Source organism: Micromonospora sp. NPDC006766 (assembly GCF_040636055.1).
Taxonomy (GTDB): Bacteria; Actinomycetota; Actinomycetes; order Mycobacteriales; family Micromonosporaceae; genus Micromonospora.
Genome location: NZ_JBEYIX010000004.1, coordinates 164,009 through 186,059 on the forward strand (window position 1 = coordinate 164,009; position 22,051 = coordinate 186,059).

17 protein-coding genes are annotated in these 22,051 nt (G+C 72.1%); 3 read left to right on the forward strand and 14 right to left on the reverse strand.

The genetic code is table 11. The features are described from left to right. Nucleotides 1-73: 73 nt before the first annotated feature. The 14 genes from ABZ671_RS08040 to ABZ671_RS08105 form a co-directional block, all read right to left on the reverse strand. Nucleotides 74-1,153 (reverse strand): prenyltransferase, encoded by a 1,080-nt coding sequence (locus ABZ671_RS08040; RefSeq protein ID WP_357853109.1) that lies wholly within the window; start codon nt 1,151-1,153, stop codon nt 74-76. Between the two features lie 118 nt (nt 1,154-1,271). Continuing rightward, entirely contained in the window at nt 1,272-4,187 is a 2,916-nt protein-coding gene (locus ABZ671_RS08045; RefSeq protein WP_357853112.1) for an FAD-linked oxidase C-terminal domain-containing protein, read from the reverse strand. 2 nt (nt 4,188-4,189) lie between these two features. Next, nucleotides 4,190-5,392 carry an L-2-hydroxyglutarate oxidase gene (lhgO, locus tag ABZ671_RS08050; protein ID WP_357853115.1) on the reverse strand — a complete coding sequence of 401 codons (1,203 nt, stop codon included), beginning with the start codon at nt 5,390-5,392 and terminating at the stop codon, nt 4,190-4,192. Next, nucleotides 5,392-6,873 (reverse strand): aldehyde dehydrogenase family protein, encoded by a 1,482-nt coding sequence (locus tag ABZ671_RS08055; protein ID WP_357853118.1) that lies wholly within the window; start codon nt 6,871-6,873, stop codon nt 5,392-5,394. The genes lhgO and ABZ671_RS08055 overlap by 1 nt, the downstream gene beginning before the upstream one ends. Further along, complete coding sequence (locus ABZ671_RS08060) at nt 6,870-7,811, reverse strand: ribokinase (protein ID WP_357853121.1); 942 nt, start codon at nt 7,809-7,811, stop codon at nt 6,870-6,872. Before ABZ671_RS08060 ends, ABZ671_RS08055 begins: the two co-directional genes overlap by 4 nt. Next, complete coding sequence (locus tag ABZ671_RS08065; protein ID WP_357853124.1) at nt 7,808-8,821, reverse strand: acetamidase/formamidase family protein; 1,014 nt, start codon at nt 8,819-8,821, stop codon at nt 7,808-7,810. The genes ABZ671_RS08060 and ABZ671_RS08065 overlap by 4 nt, the downstream gene beginning before the upstream one ends. Further along, entirely contained in the window at nt 8,818-9,579 is a 762-nt protein-coding gene (locus tag ABZ671_RS08070; protein ID WP_357853127.1) for an alpha/beta fold hydrolase, read from the reverse strand. The genes ABZ671_RS08065 and ABZ671_RS08070 overlap by 4 nt, the downstream gene beginning before the upstream one ends. Continuing rightward, the gene (locus ABZ671_RS08075; protein WP_357853130.1) at nt 9,576-10,334 is read right to left on the reverse strand and encodes a glutamine amidotransferase; all 759 of its coding nucleotides are present in this window, start codon (nt 10,332-10,334) and stop codon (nt 9,576-9,578) included. The genes ABZ671_RS08070 and ABZ671_RS08075 overlap by 4 nt, the downstream gene beginning before the upstream one ends. A 50-nt stretch (nt 10,335-10,384) precedes the next feature. Beyond that, nucleotides 10,385-11,317, reverse strand: coding sequence for a nucleoside hydrolase (locus ABZ671_RS08080; RefSeq protein ID WP_357853133.1), 933 nt, complete (start codon nt 11,315-11,317; stop codon nt 10,385-10,387). After that, a complete protein-coding gene (locus ABZ671_RS08085) occupies nt 11,314-12,225 on the reverse strand; it encodes an ABC transporter permease (RefSeq protein ID WP_357853136.1) in 912 nt (303 codons plus the stop codon). Before ABZ671_RS08085 ends, ABZ671_RS08080 begins: the two co-directional genes overlap by 4 nt. After that, a complete protein-coding gene (locus ABZ671_RS08090; protein WP_357853140.1) occupies nt 12,222-13,325 on the reverse strand; it encodes an ABC transporter permease in 1,104 nt (367 codons plus the stop codon). The genes ABZ671_RS08085 and ABZ671_RS08090 overlap by 4 nt, the downstream gene beginning before the upstream one ends. Continuing rightward, nucleotides 13,322-14,875, reverse strand: coding sequence for an ABC transporter ATP-binding protein (locus tag ABZ671_RS08095; RefSeq protein ID WP_357853143.1), 1,554 nt, complete (start codon nt 14,873-14,875; stop codon nt 13,322-13,324). The genes ABZ671_RS08090 and ABZ671_RS08095 overlap by 4 nt, the downstream gene beginning before the upstream one ends. Nucleotides 14,876-14,949: 74 nt before the next feature. Then, nucleotides 14,950-15,990 carry a BMP family ABC transporter substrate-binding protein gene (locus ABZ671_RS08100; protein ID WP_357853146.1) on the reverse strand — a complete coding sequence of 347 codons (1,041 nt, stop codon included), beginning with the start codon at nt 15,988-15,990 and terminating at the stop codon, nt 14,950-14,952. Between the two features lie 53 nt (nt 15,991-16,043). Next, nucleotides 16,044-17,024, reverse strand: a complete 981-nt coding sequence (locus ABZ671_RS08105) for a LacI family DNA-binding transcriptional regulator (protein WP_357853149.1) — start codon at nt 17,022-17,024, stop codon at nt 16,044-16,046. A gap of 559 nt (nt 17,025-17,583) precedes the next feature. On the opposite strand from ABZ671_RS08105, the gene ABZ671_RS08110 reads away from it, so the two are divergent. From ABZ671_RS08110 to ABZ671_RS08120, 3 genes are all read left to right on the forward strand, one after another. Next, nucleotides 17,584-18,357 (forward strand): hypothetical protein, encoded by a 774-nt coding sequence (locus ABZ671_RS08110; RefSeq protein ID WP_357853152.1) that lies wholly within the window; start codon nt 17,584-17,586, stop codon nt 18,355-18,357. Between the two features lie 160 nt (nt 18,358-18,517). Further along, nucleotides 18,518-21,340, forward strand: a complete 2,823-nt coding sequence (locus tag ABZ671_RS08115; protein WP_357853155.1) for a M14 family zinc carboxypeptidase — start codon at nt 18,518-18,520, stop codon at nt 21,338-21,340. Between the two features lie 140 nt (nt 21,341-21,480). Further along, nucleotides 21,481-22,041 (forward strand): peroxidase-related enzyme, encoded by a 561-nt coding sequence (locus ABZ671_RS08120; RefSeq protein ID WP_357853244.1) that lies wholly within the window; start codon nt 21,481-21,483, stop codon nt 22,039-22,041. Nucleotides 22,042-22,051 lie beyond the last annotated feature (10 nt).

Sequence of the window (22,051 nt, forward strand, 5' to 3'; positions counted from 1 at the left end):
CGCCTGATCGCCTCAGGTGGGCCGTCGTGTCGGGCCGCGAGGCGGACCCGGTCGGAAATGCTCGCCGGCGCGGTCAGACCGTGACCCGTACGCGACGCGCCAACCACAGGCGGTGGGCGAACAGCAACGCGTAGCCGGCGAGAACCGCGCCGAGCACGGCCAGCGCGCCGACGCTGGCGGAACCGCGGACCGCGTCCAGGAGCACTCCGAGCATGGCCGCCGCGACGATCAGGGAGACGTGGTTGGAGGCCCAGAACACCACCGGGGTCATCCGGACGGGGTCGAGGTCGCGCATCGCACCGCCACGGAGCTGCCTGACGAGCCAGAGCGACAGGGGCGCGGTGGCGGCCATCGCCGCCCACACCAGCCACGGCACCCAGCCGAGCACCGCGAAGACGGTAAGCAGCCCGTACGCGATCGGTTGCGCGGCGATGATCAGCCGCACCGCCGGCCGGTAGCCGAGGATGACCGGCAGGGTGCGCTTGCCGACCGTGGCGTCTGATCGGCGGTCCCCCAGGTTCATCACCATCATCCGCGCCACCTGCAGCACGGCGGTGGGTGCCAGCACGGCCACCAGCAGCCACGGCACGGTGCCCGCCTGGAGGACCACCGCGACGGCGGGCCACAGTCCGTTGAGGATCGCGGCGACCGTGAGCTCACCCGCGCCCCAATAGTTGAGCCGACCCGGTGGCGCGGTGTAGAACCAGGCCAGCACCACGGCTGTGGCGGCCAGCACCCGCGCGGGCAGGGACGGCATGACCGCCACCAGCACCGTCGACAGGCCGAACAGGACGAACCCGGCGCCGAGCGACACCACCGGCGCGACCGCGCCGTCCACCAGTGCCCGGCTGCCTCCGGTCCACGGGGTGAAATAGACGTTCGCCCGGTCCGCCTCCAGGTCGAAGTATTCGTTGCAGTAGTGCGTCATGACGTGGACCGTCCACGCGAACAGTTGCGCGACGGCGTACCAGGTGAGGTCGAGCGGGTGGCCCCGGTGGACCGACACGGCCACGGCGAGCCCCACCGGCAGGAGGTTGTAGAGCAGGAAGCGAAGCCGGGCCAGGCGAATCAGCGCCCGCCACTGGCCGGGGCCACGCTTCGTGGCCCCGGCGGCGGCACGGCGGGGGCGCGGAACAAGGCGAGGTCCTCGCATCGCAGCCACCGGCAACGCCTCCCCGTAGTCGGACCGTCACCGAATCTATCCGCCGAGCGACGTGAATGACAGGCCGTGTCGGATACGCAACCGCACGCGGTCCACCGGGGACCCCCGCTCACCGGTTCGGCGGCTCCGGCGGCAGGTGGCGGGCGAGCAGTTGGGCGAGATGCTCGCCGGACCGGTCAGCGAGGGTGTCGAGCTGGGTACGGCAGCTGAACCCGTCGGCGAGCACGACGGCATCGGACGCCGCGTCGCGTACCGCGGGCAGCAGATCGTGCTCCGCGACGGCGACGGACACCTCGTGGTGGCCCCGTTCGACCCCGAAGTTGCCGGCGAGGCCGCAGCAGCCGCCGAGCCGCTGGACCTCGACGCCGGCCCGCTTCAGCAGCGCCGCGTCGGCGTCCCAACCCATGACCGCGTGCTGGTGGCAGTGCGGCTGGGCGACGGCGGTGGCCCCGGACAGGTCCGGCGGCGTCCAGTCGCTCGTGGCGGCCAGCAGTTCGGCCAGCGTGCGGGTGGCCGCCGCCACCTGCGCGGCGGCGTCGGCGTCCGCGCCGTCGAGCAGTTCGAGGGCGTCGGAACGGAGCACCGCCGTGCAGGACGGTTCCAGGCCGACCACCGTGGCGCCGGCCCGCACGTGCGGGGCCAACGCGGCGACGGTGGCCCGGACCTGCCGGCGGGCGCCGTCGAGCTGGCCGGTGGAGATCCAGGTCAACCCGCAGCAGACCGGCTTCTCCGTCACGCGTACCCGGTAGCCGGCCTGCTCCAGCACCGCCACGGCGGCCCGCCCGACCTCGGGTGAGAAGGCGTCGGTGAAGGTGTCGACGAACAGCACCACGTCGCCGTGGCGTCCCGGCGTGGACAGCCGGTCACGGCGGGCGAACCAGCGGCGGAACGTCGTGGTGGCGAAGGTCGGCAGCGTACGCCGGGCGTCGACCCCGGCGGACCAGGTGATGAGCGGGTGCAGCACGGTCGAGCGCATCATCGCGTTGACCAGGCGGGTCACCGCCGGCATCCGGCCCACCAACCGCGCCCAGCGCGGCAGCCAGCCGAGGACGTAGTGCGACCGGGGACGCAACCGCCGGCGGTAGCGCTGGTGCAGCGCCTCGGCCTTGTAGGCGGCCATGTCCACCCCGGTCGGGCAGTCGGCGGAGCAGCCCTTGCAGGACAGGCAGAGGTCCAGTGCGTCGTGCAGCGCGGCGGACCGCCAGCCGTCCGGGCCGAGCCGTCCGGAGACCACGTCCTGCAGCACCCGCGCCCGGCCCCGGGTGGAGTCCTTCTCGTCCCGGGTGGCCAGGAACGACGGGCACATCACGCCACCGGACCCGGTGTTGTCGGCGCGGCACTTGCCGACACCGGTGCAGCGGTGCACGGCCATCGACAGGTCGCCCCGGTCGTGCCGGTAGGCGAGCCCGAGGCCGGGCAGTTCGGTGCGGCGCAGCGGCGGCGCGGCGGCGACCCGCACGTCGGCGTCCAGCGGCGCCGGCCGGACGATGACCCCCGGGTTGAGCACGTCGTGCGGGTCGAAGACCGCCTTGACCCGCTCGAACAGCGTGATCGCGTCGGGCGAGTACATCAGCGGCAGCAGTTCGCCGCGGGCCCGCCCGTCGCCGTGCTCACCGGACATCGACCCGCCGTGCCGGGCGGCCAGCTCACCGGCCGCGTAGAGGAAGTCCTTGAAGACCTTCGTGCCGTCGGGGGCGTCCAGGGGAAAGTCGATGCGGATGTGCACACAGCCGTCGCCGAAGTGCCCGTACGGCAGCCCGGTCAGCCGGTAGTCGGCCATCAGCGCCTCGAACTCGCGCAGGTACGCGCCGAGCTGCTCGGGCGGTACGGCCGCGTCCTCCCACCCGGCGTGGGCGGGCGCGCCGGCGGGCGTACGGCCGGACAGCCCGGCCCCGTCCTCCCGGATGCGCCACAGGGCCGCCGCGTGGGTCGGGTCGGTGACCACCATCGCGTCGAGTGCGCCTGCCCCGGCGGCCAGGCGCCGCGCCGTGTCCAGCACCGCGGACCGCTCGTCACCCGCCAGCTCCACCAGCAGCCAGCCGTCGCCGCGGGGCAGGTCGGGCACCACGGCGGCACCCCGACGCGCGCGGACGACGTCCACGATCCGCCCGTCCAGGCCCTCGCAGGCGATCGGGGCGTACGGCAGGATGGCCGGCACGGCGTCCGCGGCCTCCGCCATGGACGGGTAGCCGAGCGCCACCAGGACGCGGACGGGCGCGTCCTGGACCAGGCGGACGCGGGCCGCGAGCGTGAGCGCCAGGGTGCCTTCGGAGCCGACGAGCGCGCGGGCGACGTCGAAGCCCCGCTCGGGCAGCAGATGCTCCAGGGAGTAACCGGAGACCTGGCGGCCGAATCGGCCGAGTTCGGTCCGGATCGTGGCCAGGTTTCCGCGTACCAGCTGCCGGAGGTCGGTCAGCAGCGGCGAGTCGTCGGTGGCCCCGTCGATCGCGCCGAGGCGCAGGCGTTCGCCGGTGCCGGCCACCACGTCGAGGCCGAGAACGTTGTCGCTGGTGCGCCCGTACCCGAGGGCCCGCGAGCCGCAGGCGTTGTTGCCGATCATTCCGCCTAGGGTGGCCCGGTTGTGGGTCGACGGGTCGGGGCCGAAGCGGAGGCCGTACGGGGCCGCCGCCCGTTGCAGGCTCGACTGCACGACACCCGGTTCGACCAGCGCCGTCCGCGTCTCCGGGTCGATCTCCAGCACCCGGTCGAGGTGCCGGCTGGTGTCCACCACGATGCCGGGTCCGACCGCGTTGCCGGCGATCGAGGTGCCGGCGCCGCGCATCGTCACCGCGACCTGATGCTCCGTCGCCACGGCCAGCACGGCGAGCACCTCGTCGACGTGCCGGGGCAGGACGACCACCTGCGGCGAGATCCGGTAGAGCGACGCGTCGGAGGAGTAGAGCGAACGGCGCAGCGGCGAGTCGTCGACCTCGGCGAGGCCGGCGCGGCGCAGCGCGCCGGCAAGGTCGCGGACGGCCGCCGTGTCCGGCGTCCGACGTGGCGTGTCGATCGAACCCGTACCCATCGTTACTCCCGTTCGGTTGCCGCGGACAGCGCCCGCTCCACCACGTGCTCGGCGATGGCCAGCGAGGACGTCGCCGCGGGCGAGGGGGCGTTGCGTACCGCGATGACCCGCCCCATGATCTCGATGCGGAAGTCGTCGACCAGGTCTCCCCGCCGGTCCACGGCTTGGGCGCGGACACCGGCCGGCGCGCGGACCAGGTCGGCGGCGGCCAGCTCGGGCACGTAGTGCCGGGCGGCGGCGACGAACCGGCCCTTGAGCAGCGACCCGAGCATCTCCTGCACGCCGGTACGCCAGTGTCGGGCGGCCAGCCGCGGGAATCCCGAATAGCCCAGCGTGGCGAACAGGTCGCCGAGGCGGACGTCCCGGCGGCGGTAGCCCTCGCGGGCCAGGGCGAGCACGGCGTTGGGGCCGACGTCGACGGTGCCGTCGACCCGGCGGGTGAGGTGGACGCCGAGGAACGGGTACCGCGGGTCGGGCACCGGGTAGATCAGGCCCCGCACCAGCGACGACCGTTCCGGCCGCAGCCGGTAGTACTCGCCGCGGAACGGCAGGATCCGCGGCGAGGGGTCCCCGCCGGCCAGCGTGGCGAGCCGGTCGACGTGCAGCCCGGCGCAGAGGATGACCTGCTCGGCCACGACGTTCTGCCCGGTCGTGGCGAGCACCATCTGCTCGCCACGCCGGGTGAACCCGGTGACGGCGGTGCCCAGCCGGACCTCGCCACCGAGCCGGGCCACGTCGGCGGCGAGGGACCGGGCGACCGCGCCGAAGTCGACCACCGCGGTGTGCGGCGAGAGCAGGGCGGCCCGGCCCCGCGCGTGCGGCTCCCGGTCCCGCAGGCCGTCCGGCCCCAGCAGCCGCACGCCGGGTACGCCGTTGTCCCGCGCCCGGCCGAACAGGTCGGTGAGCCGGGCCTTCTCCGTCGCGTCCCGCGCGACGATGACCTTGCCCAGCTCCTGGTAGGCGATGTCGTGCTCGGCGGTGTACTCGCGCAGCAACGCGACCCCGCGCCGGCACAGCGTCGCCTTCAGCGACCCCGGCTGGTAGTAGACGCCGGCGTGCACGACACCGCTGTTGTGGCCGGTCTGGTGCTGGCCGACCTGGCGCTCCTTCTCGAGCACCACGACGGTGCTGCCGGGGCGACGGATGAGCAGTTCCCGGGCGACCGCCAACCCGACGATGCCCGCGCCGACGACGACGTGGGTCATCACACCGCCTCCGGCAGGTGCAGCTGGCCGTCGCGGCGTACCGGCAGGCCCGGCTCGGCCCCGCCGACCGCGTCGCGCAGCTCGGCGGGCAGCAGCGCGGCCGGCCAGTTCTGCAGCGCCGACGGGCGCAGCCAGCGCCGGATCGCGGTGGCCCCCACGCTGGTGGTGCCGGCGGCGGTGGAGGCGGGGTAGCCGCCGCCGTGTTGGGTCGCCCAGCCCACCCGCAGCCCGCTGGTCGGCTGGTTCCACACCACCCGGCCGGCGCGGTCGACCAGCACGGGCAGCACGTCACGGGCGTCGGGCAGGTCGTCGTCGGTGGCGTACACCCCGGCCACCAGCGAGGACGGCAGCGCGGCCAGGGCGGTGCGCAGCTCCGCCACGGACCGGTAGCGCACCAGGACCGCGTACGGACCGAAGCACTCCTGCCGCAGCTCCGCGTTGGCGTCGGCGAGCAGGCCCGCCACGGTGGTGGCGAGCAGCACCGGTGCCACCGGGCCGCGCGCATCGTCGCCGGCCGCGGCGCCGTCGCCGCAGCGGACCTCGACGCCGTCCAGCGCCGCCCGCTGCGCGGTGCCGGCCAGGTACGCGGCGGTGATCGACTCGTTGAGCAGCACCGGGTGCGGGGCGTCCGCCATCCGTTGGCGCAGCTGGTCGGCGAGCTGGTCCGCGTCGTCGGGCAGGAAGATCAGACCGGCCTTGGTGCAGACCTGACCGCCGCGGGTGAGCATCGAGGTGACGAGCGGCTCGAGCACCGCGTCCGGGGTACGGGCGGCGTGCGGCAGCACGACGGCCGGGTTGACGCTGCCCAGCTCGCCATAGAACGGGATCGGCTCGGGACGTGCGGCGCACAGGTCGAACAGGGCCCGCCCGCCGCCGACCGATCCGGTGAACCCGACGGCCGTGACGGCCGGGTGCGTGACGAGCTGACCGCCGGCCTCGAACCCGCTGACCATGCCGATCACGTCCGGGCTGAACCCGGCCTCCTCCGCCGCCGTACGCAGTGCGGTCAGCACGGCCCGGCAGGTGCGCGGGTGCGAGGGGTGCTCCTTGGCCACGACGGGACACCCGGCGGCGAGCGCCGAGGCGGTGTCCCCGCCGGCGACGCCGTACGCGAAGGGGAAGTTGCTGGCGCCGAAGACCGCGACCGGCCCCAGCGGGCGCAACCAGCGCAGCACGTCGCCGGCCGGGGCGGAGTCGACGGTGGCCTCCAGGTACGAGCCCTCCCGCACCACGTCGGCGAACATCCGCAGCTGATCGGCGGTACGGGTCACCTCGGCGTCGAGCACGTCCGGCGCGAGGGCGGTCTCCGCCGCGGCGGTGGCCACCAGCTCGACGCGGGACCGGTCCAGGTGCGCGGCCATCGTCTCCAGCAACCGAGCTCGCCGCTCGCGTCCGGCGTCGGCGAGCTCGGGCCCCGCCCGGCGGGCGCGCTCGACGACGTCCGCGACCTCGCCGAGCCCGTCGTCGTAGGTTCGCGTCATTTCGGAACCCCCATTTTGTCCTCGACGTGTCGGTCGGCCGGCGCCGGCAGAGCCAGCACCTGCTCCCGGGTGGGCATGGCCGCCTGCGCGCCGGCCGCGGTCACGCTGAGCGCCGCCGCCCGTACGGCGAACGCGGCGGCGTCGACCAGCGGACGCCCGTCGGCGAGGGCGTCGGCGAGGGCGCCGCAGAAGCAGTCCCCCGCCCCGGTGGTGTCCACGGCGGTGACCGCGGGCGGTGCGAGGTGGCGGACGGTGTCGCCGTCGACGACGAGGGCGCCGTCGCCGCCCAGGGTCACCACCACCGCGGCGCAGGGCAGCCTTCGGGCCAGCGTCGCGACCTCGTCCACCGTGGCCGGCGGCTCCGCGCCGCACAGCTGCGCCAGCTCGCCCCGGTTCGGCACCAGCACGTCCACTCGGCGCAGCAGCTCCGGCGGCAGCGGTACGGCCGGCGCCGGGTTGAGCACGAGGGTGCCACGGGTGGCGGACGCGGCGGCCATTACGGCGTCGACGGGGATCTCCAGCTGCGCCAGGACCACCTTCGCCTCGGCCAGCTCCGCGTGCGCCCGGCCGACCAGCTCGGCGTCGACGGCCGCGTTGGCGCCGGGCGAGACGACGATGGAGTTCTCGCCGGAGGGGTCGACGAAGACCACCGCCTGGCCGGCGGGGCCGTCCACGGCGGCCAGGCGGTCGACGTTCACCCCCTCGGCCGCGAGCTGTCGGGCGAGGTCGACGCTGGCCTGGTCGGAGCCGACGGCGCCGACCAGGGCGACGGACCGGCCGAGCCGGGCCAGGGCCACCGCCTGGTTGGCGCCCTTGCCACCGCTGAGCCACGCGGGCGATCCACCGTGGATCGTCTCACCGGGCCGGGGCAGCATGTCGACCTCGATGCGCAGGTCGGCGTTGACGCTGCCGACCACGACGACGTCCGGTCCCCTCATGAGCGGGCCTCCGTTCGGTGCCCGCGCAGCCGGTCGTGGCTACCGCCCATGAGCACGGGCCGCCCGGGCAGCAGGGCCTTGGGCAGCGAGACGCTGACCGTGTACGCGGGGTTGACCAGGTTGCCGATGCGGGCCGAGCAGCCCTGGGAGACCAGCTGGTACGCGTCGTGCGCCGTCAGGTCGCAGCTCTGGCGCACCCACTGCACGAGGGTGTGCACGGCGACGCGTACGGCATCCTCCAGCGGTCGGCCCGCACCGATGGCGATGATCTCGTCGTCGGTCTCCATCCGTGGCCAGTCGACGTCCCGGGCCGCGAGGTGCTCCTCCGCCAGCACCGCGGTCCGCAGCCGGGTGACCATGGCCCCCTCGACCGCGGTGCCGCCGAACTCGCCGTCGCCCTGGGCGAAGTGGCCGTCGCCGAGATAGAGCATCGCCCCGTCCACATTGGCCCGCAGGTAGAGGGTGGTGCCGGCGGCGAGCGCCGGCACGTCGAGGTTACCGCCGTAGGCGTCCGGCACGGCGCTGGTGCGTACCTCGCCGTGCGCCGGCGCCACCCCCACGGTGCCGTGGAACGGTCGCAGCGGCACGGCCAGCTCCCGGTCGTCTGCCGTGCGGGTACGCACCGTGCCCGTCGCCGGGTCGACCGACCAGATCCACACGTGTTCCGACGTCTCCGGCTGCAGGTTGGGGCTGAGCCGGGTGCCGGAGAGCGCGCCGAAGTTGGGCGACAGGGTGGAGACGCCCCAGTCCCGGGCCGGGGTGAGCTCGACCAGGTGGATGGCGACCACGTCGCCGCGCCGGACGCCGCGCAGCTCGATCGGCCCGGTCAGCGGGTTCACCCGTGGAAACGGCGCGACCTCACGGGGGCGGCCGGTGACCGAGGTCAGCCGACCCGAGAAGCAGTCCTCGGTGAACACCTCGAGCTCCGCGCCGACCTCGGCGGTGGCGATCGGGGGCCGCCCGCCGACGGTGAAGGCGAACTGCTCCGGCGCCGGGTGGATACGGGTCACGAACGGCTCCTCGGGTCGTACAGCGACGTCACCACATCGACGAAGCAGTCCAGGTCGTCCCGGTGGATGCTATGCCCGGCCTGCGGCACGACGACCACCGAGTCGGCGCCGACCGCCGCGCGCAGCGCCGCGACGTCGCCCTCGGGGACGAACCGGCTCTCGCCGGGCAGCACCCAGCGGGTCGGCACGGTGGCGGCGACCCGGGCGGCGGCGCCGCGCAGGTCCCAGGGGGCGTTGCCGGCGAACGCCGCCCGGGCCCCGGCCCAGTCGACCTGTTCGAGGCTGAGCACCTTGCCGGCGGCGTCCAACCGGGTCCAGTGCGCGTTCAGCGCCATGATCCCCTCGATGTCGCGGGGCAGGTGCTCCCGGTCGTACGCCAGCATCGCCGTGGGCACCTCCTGGTCCGGCTGGTGCGAGACCGGGTCCTCGAGGATCAACGCCTCGGGCCGGAACACGCCGCGCAGCACGGCCTCCTGGGCGAGGTAGCCGCCGAACGAGTGCCCGATCAGCACGGCCGGCTGCGCCGGCACGACGGCGGCGAGGTCGGCCAGCAGCGTGGACGTGTCGTACCCGTCGGCGGTCTTCGGGCTCTCGCCGTGCCCCCGCAGCTCGGGGGCCAGCACCCGGAAGCCCAGTTCGGCCAGGCGCGGCCCGAGCCGGGTCCACGAGTTGGAGTTGGCCGTGATGCCGTGCAGGCAGACACAGACCGGACCGCCCGGCGCGCCCCACGACGCGACGTTGAGCGGCACCATCGTCATCGCCCTTCCCCGGCGGTCCAGGACACCATCTGCTGCCAGAGCGGGGCGTAGCCGTCCCAGTCGGTGAAGGCCGGCGGCGCCCAGTGCGGGCCGCAGTCGGAGGTGAAGGCCAGGCCGCGTCCCTTGCCGTAGTCCCAGGTCACCACGAGCGGGTCGGCGTCGACGGCGACGACCACGTCGGCCTCCGGGCGGGGCTGCACGACGTTGTAGCCGAGCAGGTCCGGCCAGGGGCCGGTCACGCCGCGGATCGCCGCGTGCTCCGGGAGCTTCACGGCCGGGGTGACACCGGCGGGCCGTTCGGAGCGGTCGTCGTAGGGGTGCATGGTCACCGGCAGGGCCTCCTCGATGGCGGTGCCCGCGTAGCGGGCCTTGCCGTCGATGCCCTGGAAGGTGAGGTAGCCGCCGACCATGATGACCCCTCCCCCAGCGTGGACCCAGTCCCGCAGCACGGCGAGGCGGTCCGGACGCGGCACCGACTTGGTGAACGTCTCCGGGTGCAGCAGGAAGTTGTTGGCGCCGACGTCACTGATGATCACACAGTCGTAGGCGTTCAGCTCCTCGACGGTGCTCGGGAAGTCGGTGGCCGCCACGTGCGCCGGCTGGTAGGTGACCTGCCAGCCGCCGTCCTCCAGCGCCTGGCGCAGCCACCGCACCCCCTCCGCGTACTCCGTGGTGGTGAAGCTGTCGAAGCCCTTCTGGTGGATGCTGTGGACAGTCCAGGACTCACCGGCGATGAGGACCGATTTGCGGGTCACGGTATGGGTTCCTTTCGCAAGGCGCGGTTGCGGAGAATTTCGGTACGAGGTCAGGCGGCGAGCCGGCGGAGGCTGTCGACCAGCGCGTCCTGCACGGCGGCGGCGTCCAGGCGGAGCACCACGTCGACGTTGGGCGGCTCAGGGCTGCGGCCGCCGAGGTCGATGACGGTCCGCCCGTACGTGTGCCGGCCGGCCAGCTCGACGTCGACGCGGACCCGCACCAGCTCACCGAGCCCGGGGTCGGCCGCGTACAGGACGGCGCACGGGTCGTTGAGCGGCACCGGGGTCGGCCCGAGAATGTTGCTGCGGTGGGTGTCGCGCAGCGACTGCAGCAGCTCCACCGCCAGTGCGGCGGCGGGGCCGGGCAGCTGCGCCACCCGGGCGACGAGCGCCTCGTCGACGGGTACGCCGCCGCTTGCCTCGGTGGGCAGCACGGTGACCGGCACCGGAGCCGAGTAGACGACCGCCGCCGCCTCCGGGTCGCACCACACGTTGAACTCCGCGGCGGCGGTCTTGCCGCCGAGACCCCAGGCGCCGCTGAGGGTGATGATCCGCGACAGGTCGTCGGCGACGGCCGGGTGCTTGCGCAACGCCGTGGCGACGTTGGTCAGCGGTCCGGTGGCGACCAGCACGGCGCCGGGCCGGGCCCGCACGGTGTCGATGATCAGGTCGACGGAGTGGCGCGGGTCGAGGGTGACGGCCGGCAGGTCTTCCCGGACCCGGTCCAGCCCCTGTTCCAGGTCGAGGATCCCGGCCAGCACCTGGTCGCGGACCAGCGGCAGCTCGCTGCCCCGGCTGACCGGCACGGCGGAACCGGCGGCGGCCAGGGCGATCGCCGCGTTCCGCGCGGTGCCCTCCGCCACCAGGTGACCGGCCACGGTGGTGACCGCCAGCAGGTCGAGCCCGGGGTGCCCGACGGCCGCGAGGACGGCCAGGGCATCGTCGTTGCCGGGGTCGCAGTCGTAGACGATGGGGGTGCTCACGCGGTTGCCTTCACTTTCTTGCGGATGCGGACGCGCCGCAGCACGCCCGCCTTGGACAGGCTCAGCGCGACGATCGCGGCGAGGTAGGGCAGCGCCAGGACCAGCTGGTTGGGGATGGCACCGCTCTGCAGCCGGTCACCGGCCGCTCCGGCGACGCCGAACAGCGCCGACGCGGCGACCGCGCCGCCCGGGGTGGCCCCGCCGAACAGCATGGCCGCCAGCCCGAGGAAGCCGCGCCCGCTGGTCATGTCGGGCAGGAAGAAGTGCAGGGTGGCCATGGAGAGCTGCGCTCCGGCGAGCCCGCCGAGCACGCCGCTGAACAGCACCGCGATCAGGCGTACCCGGGGCACGTTGATGCCCGCGGCGCGGGCCGCCGCCTCGTCCTCACCGGCCGCGCGCAGGGCGTAGCCGAGCGGCGTGCGGTAGAGAATGATCGACGAGACCGGCACGAGCAGGATCGCCAGAAAGACGATCACGCTCTGCCCGTTGAGCGCCGGCCCGATCAGCGGGATCGCCTCCAGCCAGCCGGCCTCGACCCGCCACAGGTCGGGGAAGCTGTCCGGCCGCAGCCCGCCGGGGTTGTGATAGACCCGCTCGAGCAGGAACACCGTCACGCCCGCCGCCAGCAGGTTGATGCCGAGACCGGCGACCAGCGGGTCGGCGTGCAGGATCAGCGTCACCACGCCGAACACCAGGGCCATCAGCAGGCCGGCGACCAGGGCCGCGAGCAGTGCGGCGGCGACGCTGCCGGTGGCCTGTCCGACCGCGATCGCCACGAAGGCCGCCGTCAGCATCATGCCCTCGACGGCGACGTTGAGGATGTTGGCCTGCTGGGTGAACATCGCCGCCAGCGCCGCCAGCAGCACCGGGGTGGTCGACAGCAACGCGGCGTACAGGAACTGGTTCATGCCCCGGCCTCCTTCTGCACCCGGGCGCGGTGCCGACGACGGAACTCGACGGTCATCAGGACGACGAGCAGACCCGTCAGCAGGCTGACCAGCGAGCGGGGCACGTCCGTGGTGATCTGCATGTAGGCGGCGCCGTTGAGCATGGCCGCGTAGAAGAGGCTGGTCAGCAGCACCGCCACCGGGTGCAGCCGGGCCAGCAGGGCCACGGTCAGCGCGATGAGTCCGAAGCCCGGGGAGAAGTTCTGCTCGAAGCGGTGCCCGGTGCCCAGGACGTAGACCGCGCCGGCCAGCCCGGCGAGGCCGCCGGAGACCAGCATCGCGCGGATGATCTCGCTCTTGGCGCGTACGCCGACGGCCTCGGCGAAGCGCAGGTTGCTGCCGGAGGCACGCAGCTCGGCGCCCCACGGGGTGCGGAACAGCACCAGCCAGGCCACCGGCACCATCAGCAGCGCGATCACGAAGCCGATGTTGGCGGTCGGCAGGCCGGGGATCTGCGGCAGGAAGGACTGCGGCGGCAGCGGCTTGCTGGTGGCGCCGTACGCGGTCGGATCCCGCAGCGGCTTGCTGACCAGGTAGCTGGTGAGCAGCATGGCGATGAAGTTGAGCATCAGCGTGGTGACGACCTCGTCCACGTTGAGCCGGACCTTCAGCTGCGCGGGAATCCAGGCCAGGATCGCCCCGGCCACCACGCCGGCGGCCATGGAGATCAGGATCAGTGGCACGGCGGGCAGCGTGGGCAGCGACAGGGCCACCGCGGCGGCGCTGATCGCGCCGACGTACAGCTGCCCCTCCCCACCGACGTTGAAGATGCCAGCCCGGAACGAGAAGACGATCCCGACGGCGATCAGCAGCAGCGGCGCGGTCCGCATCAGCAGGTTGCCGAAGTTCGCGGGGCTGGCGAAGTTGGCCAGCAGGAGCTGCTGGTAGGCGAGCACCGGGTTGTCGGAGACCACGACCACGAGCAGGAAGCCGAAGACCAGGGTGAGGACCACGGCGATCAGCGGGCGGCGCGACGCGGACCAGGTCTCACGTACCCGCCGACGCAGGGCGGTGGCGCGGGTCTCCTGGTACGCGTCGATCATCAGTTCTGTCGTGCTCATGCCGCCACCTCCGCTCGGCCGCCACTCATCAACAGGCCCAGCCGGGTCTCCGTCGCGTCGGCGGCGTCCAGCACGTCGACGAGGCGGCCGCGCAGCATCACCCCGATCCGGTCCGAGAGCGCGAGCACCTCGGAGAGTTCCGACGAGATCAGCAGGACCGCGCAGCCGCGCTCGGCAGCGGCGAGGATCTGCCGATGGACGAACTCGCTCGCCCCGATGTCCACTCCTCGGGTCGGCTGGGACACGACGAGGACCCCTGGTTCCCGGGCGAGTTCGCGGGCGAGGACCACCTTCTGCATGTTGCCGCCGGAGAGCGTCCCGACCGGGGTCTCCGGGGCTGCGCCACGGATGTCGTAGCGCCGAATCTGCTCGGCGGCGAAGCGGCGGAGCGCCGCCTGGGAGACCAGGCCGCGACGGATCAGCCCGCTGCGGCCGTAGTTGGACGCGGCGAGGTTCTCCGCCACCGACATGGTCGGGCTCAGGCCCCGGTCCAGCCGGTCCTCGGGGATGAAGGCCATGCCGGCGCCGCGACGCCGGCCCGCCGACCAGCCGGTGACGTCCGTGCCGGCGAGGGTGACCCGGCCGGTGGTGACGGCGCGCAGGCCGGTGAGCGCCTCGGCCAGTTCGGTCTGCCCGTTGCCCTCCACGCCGGCGATGCCGAGCACCTCACCGGGCCGGATGCCGAAGGTGACGTCCTCCAGCACCGCCCGGCCGGTGCCGTCGCGGCTGGTCAGGCCGGTGACCGTCAGCTGATCGTCGCCACGGTCGGTGCGGGGCGACGTCTGCTTGCGCTCGGCGAGGAAGACGGCCCGGCCCACCATGAGGTCGGCGATCTCCGACTCGGAGAGCCCCGCGTTGTCGCGGGTGCCGACGCTGCGGCCGTGCCGGATCACGGTGACCCGGTCGGCCACCGCCTTGACCTCGCGCAGCTTGTGGGTGATGAACAGGACGGTGCGACCCCGGTCCCGCAGCACCTCGATGACCTTCATCAGGTCGTCGACCTCGGCAGGGGTGAGCACCGCGGTCGGCTCGTCCAGGATGAGGATCTCGGCGTCGAAGGCGAGCGCCTTGATGATCTCCACGCGCTGGCGCTGCCCCACGGTCAGGTCCCGGACCCGCTGGTCGGGGCGCAGCTCGAAGCCGTACCGGCTGATCAGGTCCGCGGCCGCCCGCCGCATCGCCGCCCGGTCGGCGACGAGGCCACCCCAACGGCGGGGCTGCCGGCCGAGGAAAATGTTCTCAGCCACCGTCATCGACGGCACCAGGGTGAAGTGCTGGTGCACCATGCCGATGCCGAGGCGGGCCGCCGCCGCCGGGCCCGCGATGCCCACCGCCCGGCCCCGGACGCTGATCGTCCCGGTGTCCGGCTGGTGGATGCCGGCCAGGATGTTCATCAGCGTCGACTTGCCCGCGCCGTTCTCGCCGCAGATCGCGTGGACCTCTCCGGCAGCGATGGCCAGGTCGATGGACTCGATGGCCACCTTGCTACCGAACGTCTTGCGGATCCCCTGCAGATGCAGGATCGGGTGACCCGCGGTGGAGGCGTCCATATGGCTTCCTTCGCTTGGCACAATCTGGCCGCGGCCGCGACGGGCGTCGAGGCCCGTCGCGGCCACCGGCATGATTACTTCAGTACGGAGTCGACCTTGACCTCGCCGCTTACCACCTTCTGCTTGGCGGCGTCGATCTTCTGCTTCACCTCGTCGGGCACGAGCGCGTCGTTGTAGACCAGCGCCACGCCGTCGTTGTCCAGGCCGTACACGACCGTCTGACCGAACGTGATCTCGTTGTTCTCGTACTTCTTGACCGAGTCGTAGACCGAGTTGCCGATCTGCTTGAGCATCGAGGCGAGCACGTTCTTGGGGTGCAGGCCGTTCTGGTCGGAGTCCACGCCGATCGCGTAGTGGTTGGTGTCGGCGGCCGCCTTCAGGATGCCGAGACCGGCCGGGCCGGACACGTTGTAGACGACGTCCGCGCCGGAGTTGAACAGCGTGGTGGTCAGGTCGTACGCCTTCTGCGCGTCGTTGAAGTTGCCGACGAACGAGATGTTGACGGCGATGCCCGGGTCCACCGAGGCCACGCCCTGCTTGAAGCCGACGATGAACTCCTGGATGCCGGGCAGGTCCTGACCCGCGACGATGCCCACCTTCTTGTTGCCCTTGGACAGCGGGAACGTCTTCGGGTCCAGCGAGGCGTTGGCGGCCAGGACGCCGGCCAGGTAGGAGCCCTCGTTCTGGGCGTACCGGATGGACAGGACGTTCGGCGCCTTCAGCTCGTCGTCGAAGAAGACGTACTTCTGGTCGGGGTGCTGGGGGGCGACCGCGGCGAGGTTGTCGTGCATGCCGGGGCCGGTGAAGATCAGGCCGTACTGGCCGGAGTTGGAGACGGCCTCGAGGTTCTGCCGCCACAACTGCGGGTCGCTCGGCGACGCCTGCAGCAGCTTCGTACCGGCGCCCTCGGCCTTGGCCCGGTCGAAGCCGGCCTTCGCGGAGTCGTTGAAGCCCTTGTCACCGAGGTTGTCGGACATCACGTAGACGACGTTGGTGCCGTCGCCCTTGCCGCCGGCGTTGGTGGTGCCGGACGAGCAGGCCGAGATCGTCAGGGCGGCCGTGGCTACGGCCGCCAGGGCCACCAGCGAGCGCCGGCGGACACGGAGGTTCTTCATCTTGACGCCTTTCCTTCAACAGCGGTGGTAAAGGGTGGTGCGAACGGTCTGGATCACGCGGATTCCCGAACGACGAGCTCGGCCTGGAGAGTCAGGACGACGTCCGAGTCGTCGCCGATTCCGGCGGCGGCGAGCGCCAGGCGGGCCGCCTGGCCGCCCAGCTCGGCCGAGGGTTGCCGGAGGGTGGTCAGGCTCGGGTTCACGTGCTGCGCGACGTCGAGGTCGTCGAAGCCCAACACGGCCACGTCGTCGGGCACCCTCAGCCCGGCGTCGCGCGCCGCGGCCAGCAGACCGACGGCGCAGAGGTCGTTGGCGGCGAGCACGGCCGTCGGCGGTTCGGCCCCGGCGAACAGCTGCGCCGCGGCGTGCCGGCCACCGGCGATGGTGAAGTCGCCCTCCACCACCTGGGCGGGCAGCCCAACCTCGTCCATGACCGCCCGGTAGCCGGCGACCCGCTCACGAGCGGAGGAGGCCGACATCGGGCCGCTGACGCACGCGACGCGGCGGTGCCCCCGGGTAAGGAGGTGCCGGGTGCCGTCCGCCGCGGCCTGCACGTGATCCACGCGGACGCAGCGGAGATCGGTTTCCGGCAGGGAGCGGTCGATGAGCACCACGGCGGTGTGCCGCGCGATCGACAGCACCTGTTCCGCCACGGTGTCGGTGCTCGGGGTGAACAGGATGCACGGCGTGTCGAGATCGCTCATGGCCTGCAGGTACGCGACCTCGGTCTCGACGTCGCCGCCGGTGCTGCAGACCACGATGTGCAGGCCCGAGGCGCGGGCGGTCTCCTCCGCCCCGCGGGCGACCCGGGCGAAGAACGGGTTACTGATGTCCGGCACCACCAGCGGCACGAGGGGGGACGCGCCGCCGCTCAGCGCCTGGGCGATCCGGCTCGGTCGGTAGTCCAGGCGGGCGGCCGCCTCCAGCACCCGGGTGCGGGTCTCGCCACGGAACGCCTTCGGATCGCTAAGGATCCGCGACACCGTGGAGCGGTGCACACCCGCCGCCTTCGCGACATCACCGATGGTGACCATCTCCCCCGCACCTCCTTGTGCACCAGGATACGCAACCGGTTGCGCAACCGGTTGCGTGGAACCATACGTCCTACGGCTTCGCGACTGTCAAGACACGAAATGGAAACGGCTCGGGAAACTGTGACCCAAGGGTAAGACCTGAAAACTATGTGCCGGATTGGGCAATTAGTCCCGTTAACCCGGCCGGGAGGCGACGAGGCGCAATCCCGGACATCCCGGACATCGCCGAACTGGACGGCGAGCTCGACCTCTACCGGGGTGCCGGGCACAACTGACTTCACGCCAAGATGGTCAGCCCGGCAGGCCGGGGGCCGAGTGTCTCGTTCGCGCGCTAGAACTTGATGACGTGAACGAATCAGGGCCGGGAGTTGGCGGTGTCGCGCCGGCCGACCGGGCTGAATCGTCTGCGCCATCAAGTTCGTATTCGCTGGTGTCGGTCCAACTGGGCGATGGCCGATTGGCGGGGAGCTGCGAGGCCCACGCGGTGCAGGGTGCGCCACCGCTGAAGTCAACCTCGTTGGTAGCCTGACGCGTCTCGCGCGAGAGGTGGGTCGGCCCGATGCTCAGGCTTGTGCTGCGTCGGTCGGTCGCGGTGGTGGCCGTCTGCCTGGTGGCCGCGTGCGGTTCTTCAACGGCTCATACGGCGAGTCGATCGGCGGACGAGACGATCCCCTCCACGGCACAGCCGACCTCGGCAGCAGCCACGACGCCCGTTGCCCCAGCAGTTCCGGCGACCGGTGGGGCCGGCTACTCCGCGACGCTGTCCGCACGCTTGCTGACCACGGACTCACTGCCACCCGGCTTCATTATGGAGGGGATCGCGACCAGCATGCCGGAGGATGCCGGAGATCAGCTTTCGGACGCTGACGTGTCCTGTTCGGACAGCTCGATCCCGCTGCTGTCGGCGAGGCGGCTGACCGGGACGCCGTCAGCGATGGCCGCAGCCACCCTCAGCTATGACGCTGGTCCCGATGACTTCTGGGTGGGAACCGAGTTCCTTCGGACCTACTCCGACGACGGCGCACGACGAGCCATGACCGACCTGCGAACCTTCATCGGCCGTTGCCCCATCGTCGTCGTGTCGTCCGGCCTTGGCGTCGGCGACAGGCACCGCTTCGCAGTGGCACCAGGGCCACAGCTCGGCGATGACAGTATTCACGTCAGCAACAGCATGACGGCCAACTCAGGCACGCTGGAGGGCGACAGCCTACTCGTCCGGATCGGAACCACTTTGGTGGCCGTTCAGGAGGAGGGCAACGAACCCGGCGGCCACAAATACCTCACCCAGCTCGCCGAAGCCGCTCTCCGCAGATACCAGGCGACCGGATCCTGAATTTCCTCACCCGCTCAGAGGGACGCATCGGGAGCACGGCGCGGGGCAGACGCGCTTTGACGTGCGGGCATGCCAATGCGAATAGATCTTGACCATGGAATTACGTCGACCATAGGCTGCGGTCTCTGCGTTGTAACACCGAACGGAAGCAGGTACCGACATGCCCCTGTCGAAGCATCCACCCGGAACAGTCCTCACGCGACGGCTGGCCGGCGCCGCGGCGATCCTCTTGCTCTCCGGCACGGCACCGCTCGCGGTGGCCGCCCCCGCCGGTGCCGCGGCCCCGACTCCCACCTGCAGCAACGACCCGTCCGCCCGACTGTCCACCGTGCCCAGCCCAGAGGCGGTGCTCGGCTTCCCGCTCGGGCTCGGCCAGCAGCGGGTGGTCACCAACGACGAGGTACGGACCTACCTGAACGTCGTCGACCGTGCCTCCGACCGGGTGGTCACCGGTGTCATGGCGACCAGCGTGCTGGGCCAGCCGCTGCCGTACGCCGTCGTCTCCAGCGAGCGGCACGTCAAGAAGGAAACCCTGCGCAAGATCGCCGACGACATCCGCGACCTTCGGGACCCGCGGCAGACCAAGCCGAAGAAGGCCGCTGACACGGCGGCCGACCAGCCGGCCATCGTCTGGGTGACGGCCAACATCCACGGCGGCGAGAAGAGCGGCACGGACGCGGCCCTCAAGACCCTGTACGAGTTGGCCGCCGGCCTGTCCTGTGCGGTGCAGCAGCGCAACGACAACCTGGTCACGGTCATCGTGCCGACTCAGAACCCGGACGGGCGCGACGCCAGCCGCCGGCAGAACGAGTACGGCTTCGACATGAACCGGGACTGGTTCGCCCGTACCCAGCAGGAGACCGACGGCAAGCTCGAACTCATGCGGCAGTACCCGCCGCAGGTCTTCGTCGACGCGCACGAGATGAGCGGCCGGCAGTACTTCTTCCCGCCGAACGCCGACCCGATCCACCATGAGGTCGCCAGCGAGGTCGTCGACTGGATCAACCAGATCGGCGAGGCCAACAAGGCCGGGTTCGGCTACAACGGCGCCTGCCGCAGCGGCGTCACGACCGAGTGCTACTTCAACTACTCGACGTACGACCTGTTCTTTATGGGTTACGGCGACACGGTGCCGGCCGCCGGCTTCGGCGCCGCCGGCATGACCTTCGAGAAGGGCAGCTCCTCCTCGGTGGCCGACCGGGTGCAGCAGCAGTTCCACACCCAGTGGTCCACCCTCGGCTGGGCCGCCGCGCACAAGCACGAGCTGCTGACCGGCTACTACAAGATCTGGACGGACGCGCTCGCCCAGGGGCGGGCCGGCACCCTGGAGCCGAACGAGGTGGTCCAGCCGACCAACGCCGTCCAGTTCCCGGTCCCGGACATCAAGATCCGGTCCTACTTCCTGCTGCCCGACCGCCAGGTCGCCGACGTACGCCAGCTGGTCGAGCGGCTGCGCCGGATGGACGTCGAGGTGTACGAGGTGACCAAGCCGACCAAGGTGCCGACGGCCCGGGTCTTCGGCGGGCGCACCGCCACCAACGTCACGGTGCCTGAGGGCGCGTACTGGATCCCGCTGGACCAGCCACAGAAGCACTGGATCCAGGCGATCATGGGCGAGGACCCGTACGTCCCGTTCCCCTACTTCTACGACGTGTCGTCCTGGAGCAACCCGCTGCTGATGGGCGTGGACACGATCTACACCGGCGACGACGTCCGGCCGCACGCCAAGCTGGTCCGGGAGATCTCCGGCGGCAAGACCTCGGCGGCCGGGGCGAAGGGCTCGTACGCGTACCCGCTGGACTCGGCGGCGGCGGCCGAACTCACCTTCCGGCTGCTCGGCCGGGGCGTGCCGCTGGTCCGTGACCTCGACACCGGCGTGGTCGGCTTCCCCGCGAAGAGCCTGACCAAGGAGACCGAACAGCTTGCCCGGTCGCTCGGGGTGACCTTGAACCCGACCGGCAAAGCGGCCAGCGGAACCCCGGTGGACCTGCCGGACGTCGGGCTGTTCGAGGGTACCGGCATCGCCACCACCTCCGGCTCGCACGGCGAGGCCCGGTACGTGCTCGGCAAGCGGTGGGGGCTGGACCTCAAGCCGGTGACCACCGCCGACATCAACAACAACACCCCGGCGTTCACCGGGCGTACGGTGCTGCTGGTGCCGGACGGCAGCAACGCGACCGGCGGCCTCACCGCGGCGGGCCAGGCCAACCTGCGCAACTGGATCGCTCAGGGCCACACCTACGTCGGGCTGCGCAACGAGGGCACCCGGATGGCCCGCGCCGCCGGGCTCACCTCCACCGTCGAGCGGACGAAGCCGACCGGCTACCAGGTGATCGGCTCGCACCTGCGGGTCGACGTCGACCAGGACAGCCCGGTCGCGCTGGGCCGCCCGGCGGAGGACTTCGAGTTCAACAACGGCGACCCGATCCTCGGCCCGAGCAGCACCGGCACCAACGTGCTCAGCTACCCGGCCGGTGACACCTTCTGGTCCAACGGCTACACCGTCAAGGGCGACGCGCTCAAGGGGACGGTGGCGCTGGTGGACGAGCCGACCGGCGCCGGCCGGGCGGTGCTGTTCGCGTTCAACCCGCTGTTCCGGGCGTACAACGAGAACGGGCTGCACCTGGTGGCCAACGCGCTGCTCTACCCGGGCGCGGGCAGCCCGGCGGCGCGTACCTTCGCGCCGCAGGGTGCGGGCGGTGTCGATCCGGCCCGTGCCGCCGCGGCCGCCGCTCCGGCCCCGGAGAACCTGGGTGGCGAGTGGCGGCCGATCACCGTCGAGGTGGCGGCCGACGACCTGGCCCGTACCCGGCAGGTGGTGGCCGACTTCACCGACGCCGCGCGGGCGTCCGTGGCCGACTCCTCCGCCTACCTGGTGATCCCGAACCCGGAGGGCCTGCAGGTCGACGAGCACCCGTTCCTGGCTGACCTGGTACGCGCCCTGCGGGACGCGGGGATTCCGCTGCGGTCCGTGGTGGCCTGACACCCGGCTTGGGGTCCGGCTGGCCTGGTGGCCGGCCGGACCCCAGACCGGTTGACAAGATCGATGAACGTAACTCAGGCTGGACGGCAGCCCGCCTCAGGAAGCCCGGGTTGCCGACCGGGGTCAGCGAAGGAGTGCGCATGCCACACATCACACTCAACACCAACGAACCCGGGATTCGCGGTCTGTTCCGGTTCAGGCCGGAGACAGCGCTGCCGCTCAATGGACTGGTCGAGGCACTGCTGTGTGGCCCCGGTACATTGACTCGTGGCGAACGCGAACTTATCGCGGCCTATGTGTCCGGTCTCAACGAGTGCCGGTATTGTTACTCCGCCCACGCGGCGTATGCGGCAGCCCAGCTTCCCGAGGGCATGGCCCTGGTCGAGCAGGTTCATGACAACGTCGACGGCGCACCGGTGTCGGCCAAGCTGCGTGCGCTGCTCGACGTCGCCGGCGCGGTTCAACGCGGTGGCAAAGAGGTCACCGAGGACCTGGTGGCTGCCGCCCGAGCCGAGGGCGCCACCGATGTGGAGATCCATGACACGGTGCTGATCGCGGCCGCGTTCTGCATGTTCAACCGGTACGTCGATGGGTTGGCCACCGTCCTGCCGGACGACCCCGACTTCTACACCGACCGTGCGAAGCGGATCGCCGCCCACGGCTACCTCGGTGTACTGCAGCAGGAGGTCATCCGCCAGTGAGCACGCGGAG

Bases quoted from the DNA above. Each gene is read 5' to 3' on its own strand.
- ABZ671_RS08040 (WP_357853109.1), bottom strand. From the start codon at position 1,153: ATGCGAGGACCTCGCCTTGTTCCGCGCCCCCGCCGTGCCGCCGCCGGG.
- ABZ671_RS08045 (WP_357853112.1), bottom strand. From the start codon at position 4,187: ATGGGTACGGGTTCGATCGACACGCCACGTCGGACGCCGGACACGGCG.
- lhgO (WP_357853115.1), bottom strand. From the start codon at position 5,392: ATGACCCACGTCGTCGTCGGCGCGGGCATCGTCGGGTTGGCGGTCGCC.
- ABZ671_RS08055 (WP_357853118.1), bottom strand. From the start codon at position 6,873: ATGACGCGAACCTACGACGACGGGCTCGGCGAGGTCGCGGACGTCGTC.
- ABZ671_RS08060 (WP_357853121.1), bottom strand. From the start codon at position 7,811: ATGAGGGGACCGGACGTCGTCGTGGTCGGCAGCGTCAACGCCGACCTG.
- ABZ671_RS08070 (WP_357853127.1), bottom strand. From the start codon at position 9,579: ATGACGATGGTGCCGCTCAACGTCGCGTCGTGGGGCGCGCCGGGCGGT.
- ABZ671_RS08085 (WP_357853136.1), bottom strand. From the start codon at position 12,225: ATGAACCAGTTCCTGTACGCCGCGTTGCTGTCGACCACCCCGGTGCTG.
- ABZ671_RS08090 (WP_357853140.1), bottom strand. From the start codon at position 13,325: ATGAGCACGACAGAACTGATGATCGACGCGTACCAGGAGACCCGCGCC.
- ABZ671_RS08095 (WP_357853143.1), bottom strand. From the start codon at position 14,875: ATGGACGCCTCCACCGCGGGTCACCCGATCCTGCATCTGCAGGGGATC.
- ABZ671_RS08100 (WP_357853146.1), bottom strand. From the start codon at position 15,990: ATGAAGAACCTCCGTGTCCGCCGGCGCTCGCTGGTGGCCCTGGCGGCC.
- ABZ671_RS08105 (WP_357853149.1), bottom strand. From the start codon at position 17,024: ATGGTCACCATCGGTGATGTCGCGAAGGCGGCGGGTGTGCACCGCTCC.
- ABZ671_RS08110 (WP_357853152.1), top strand. From the start codon at position 17,584: ATGCTCAGGCTTGTGCTGCGTCGGTCGGTCGCGGTGGTGGCCGTCTGC.
- ABZ671_RS08115 (WP_357853155.1), top strand. From the start codon at position 18,518: ATGCCCCTGTCGAAGCATCCACCCGGAACAGTCCTCACGCGACGGCTG.
- ABZ671_RS08120 (WP_357853244.1), top strand. From the start codon at position 21,481: ATGCCACACATCACACTCAACACCAACGAACCCGGGATTCGCGGTCTG.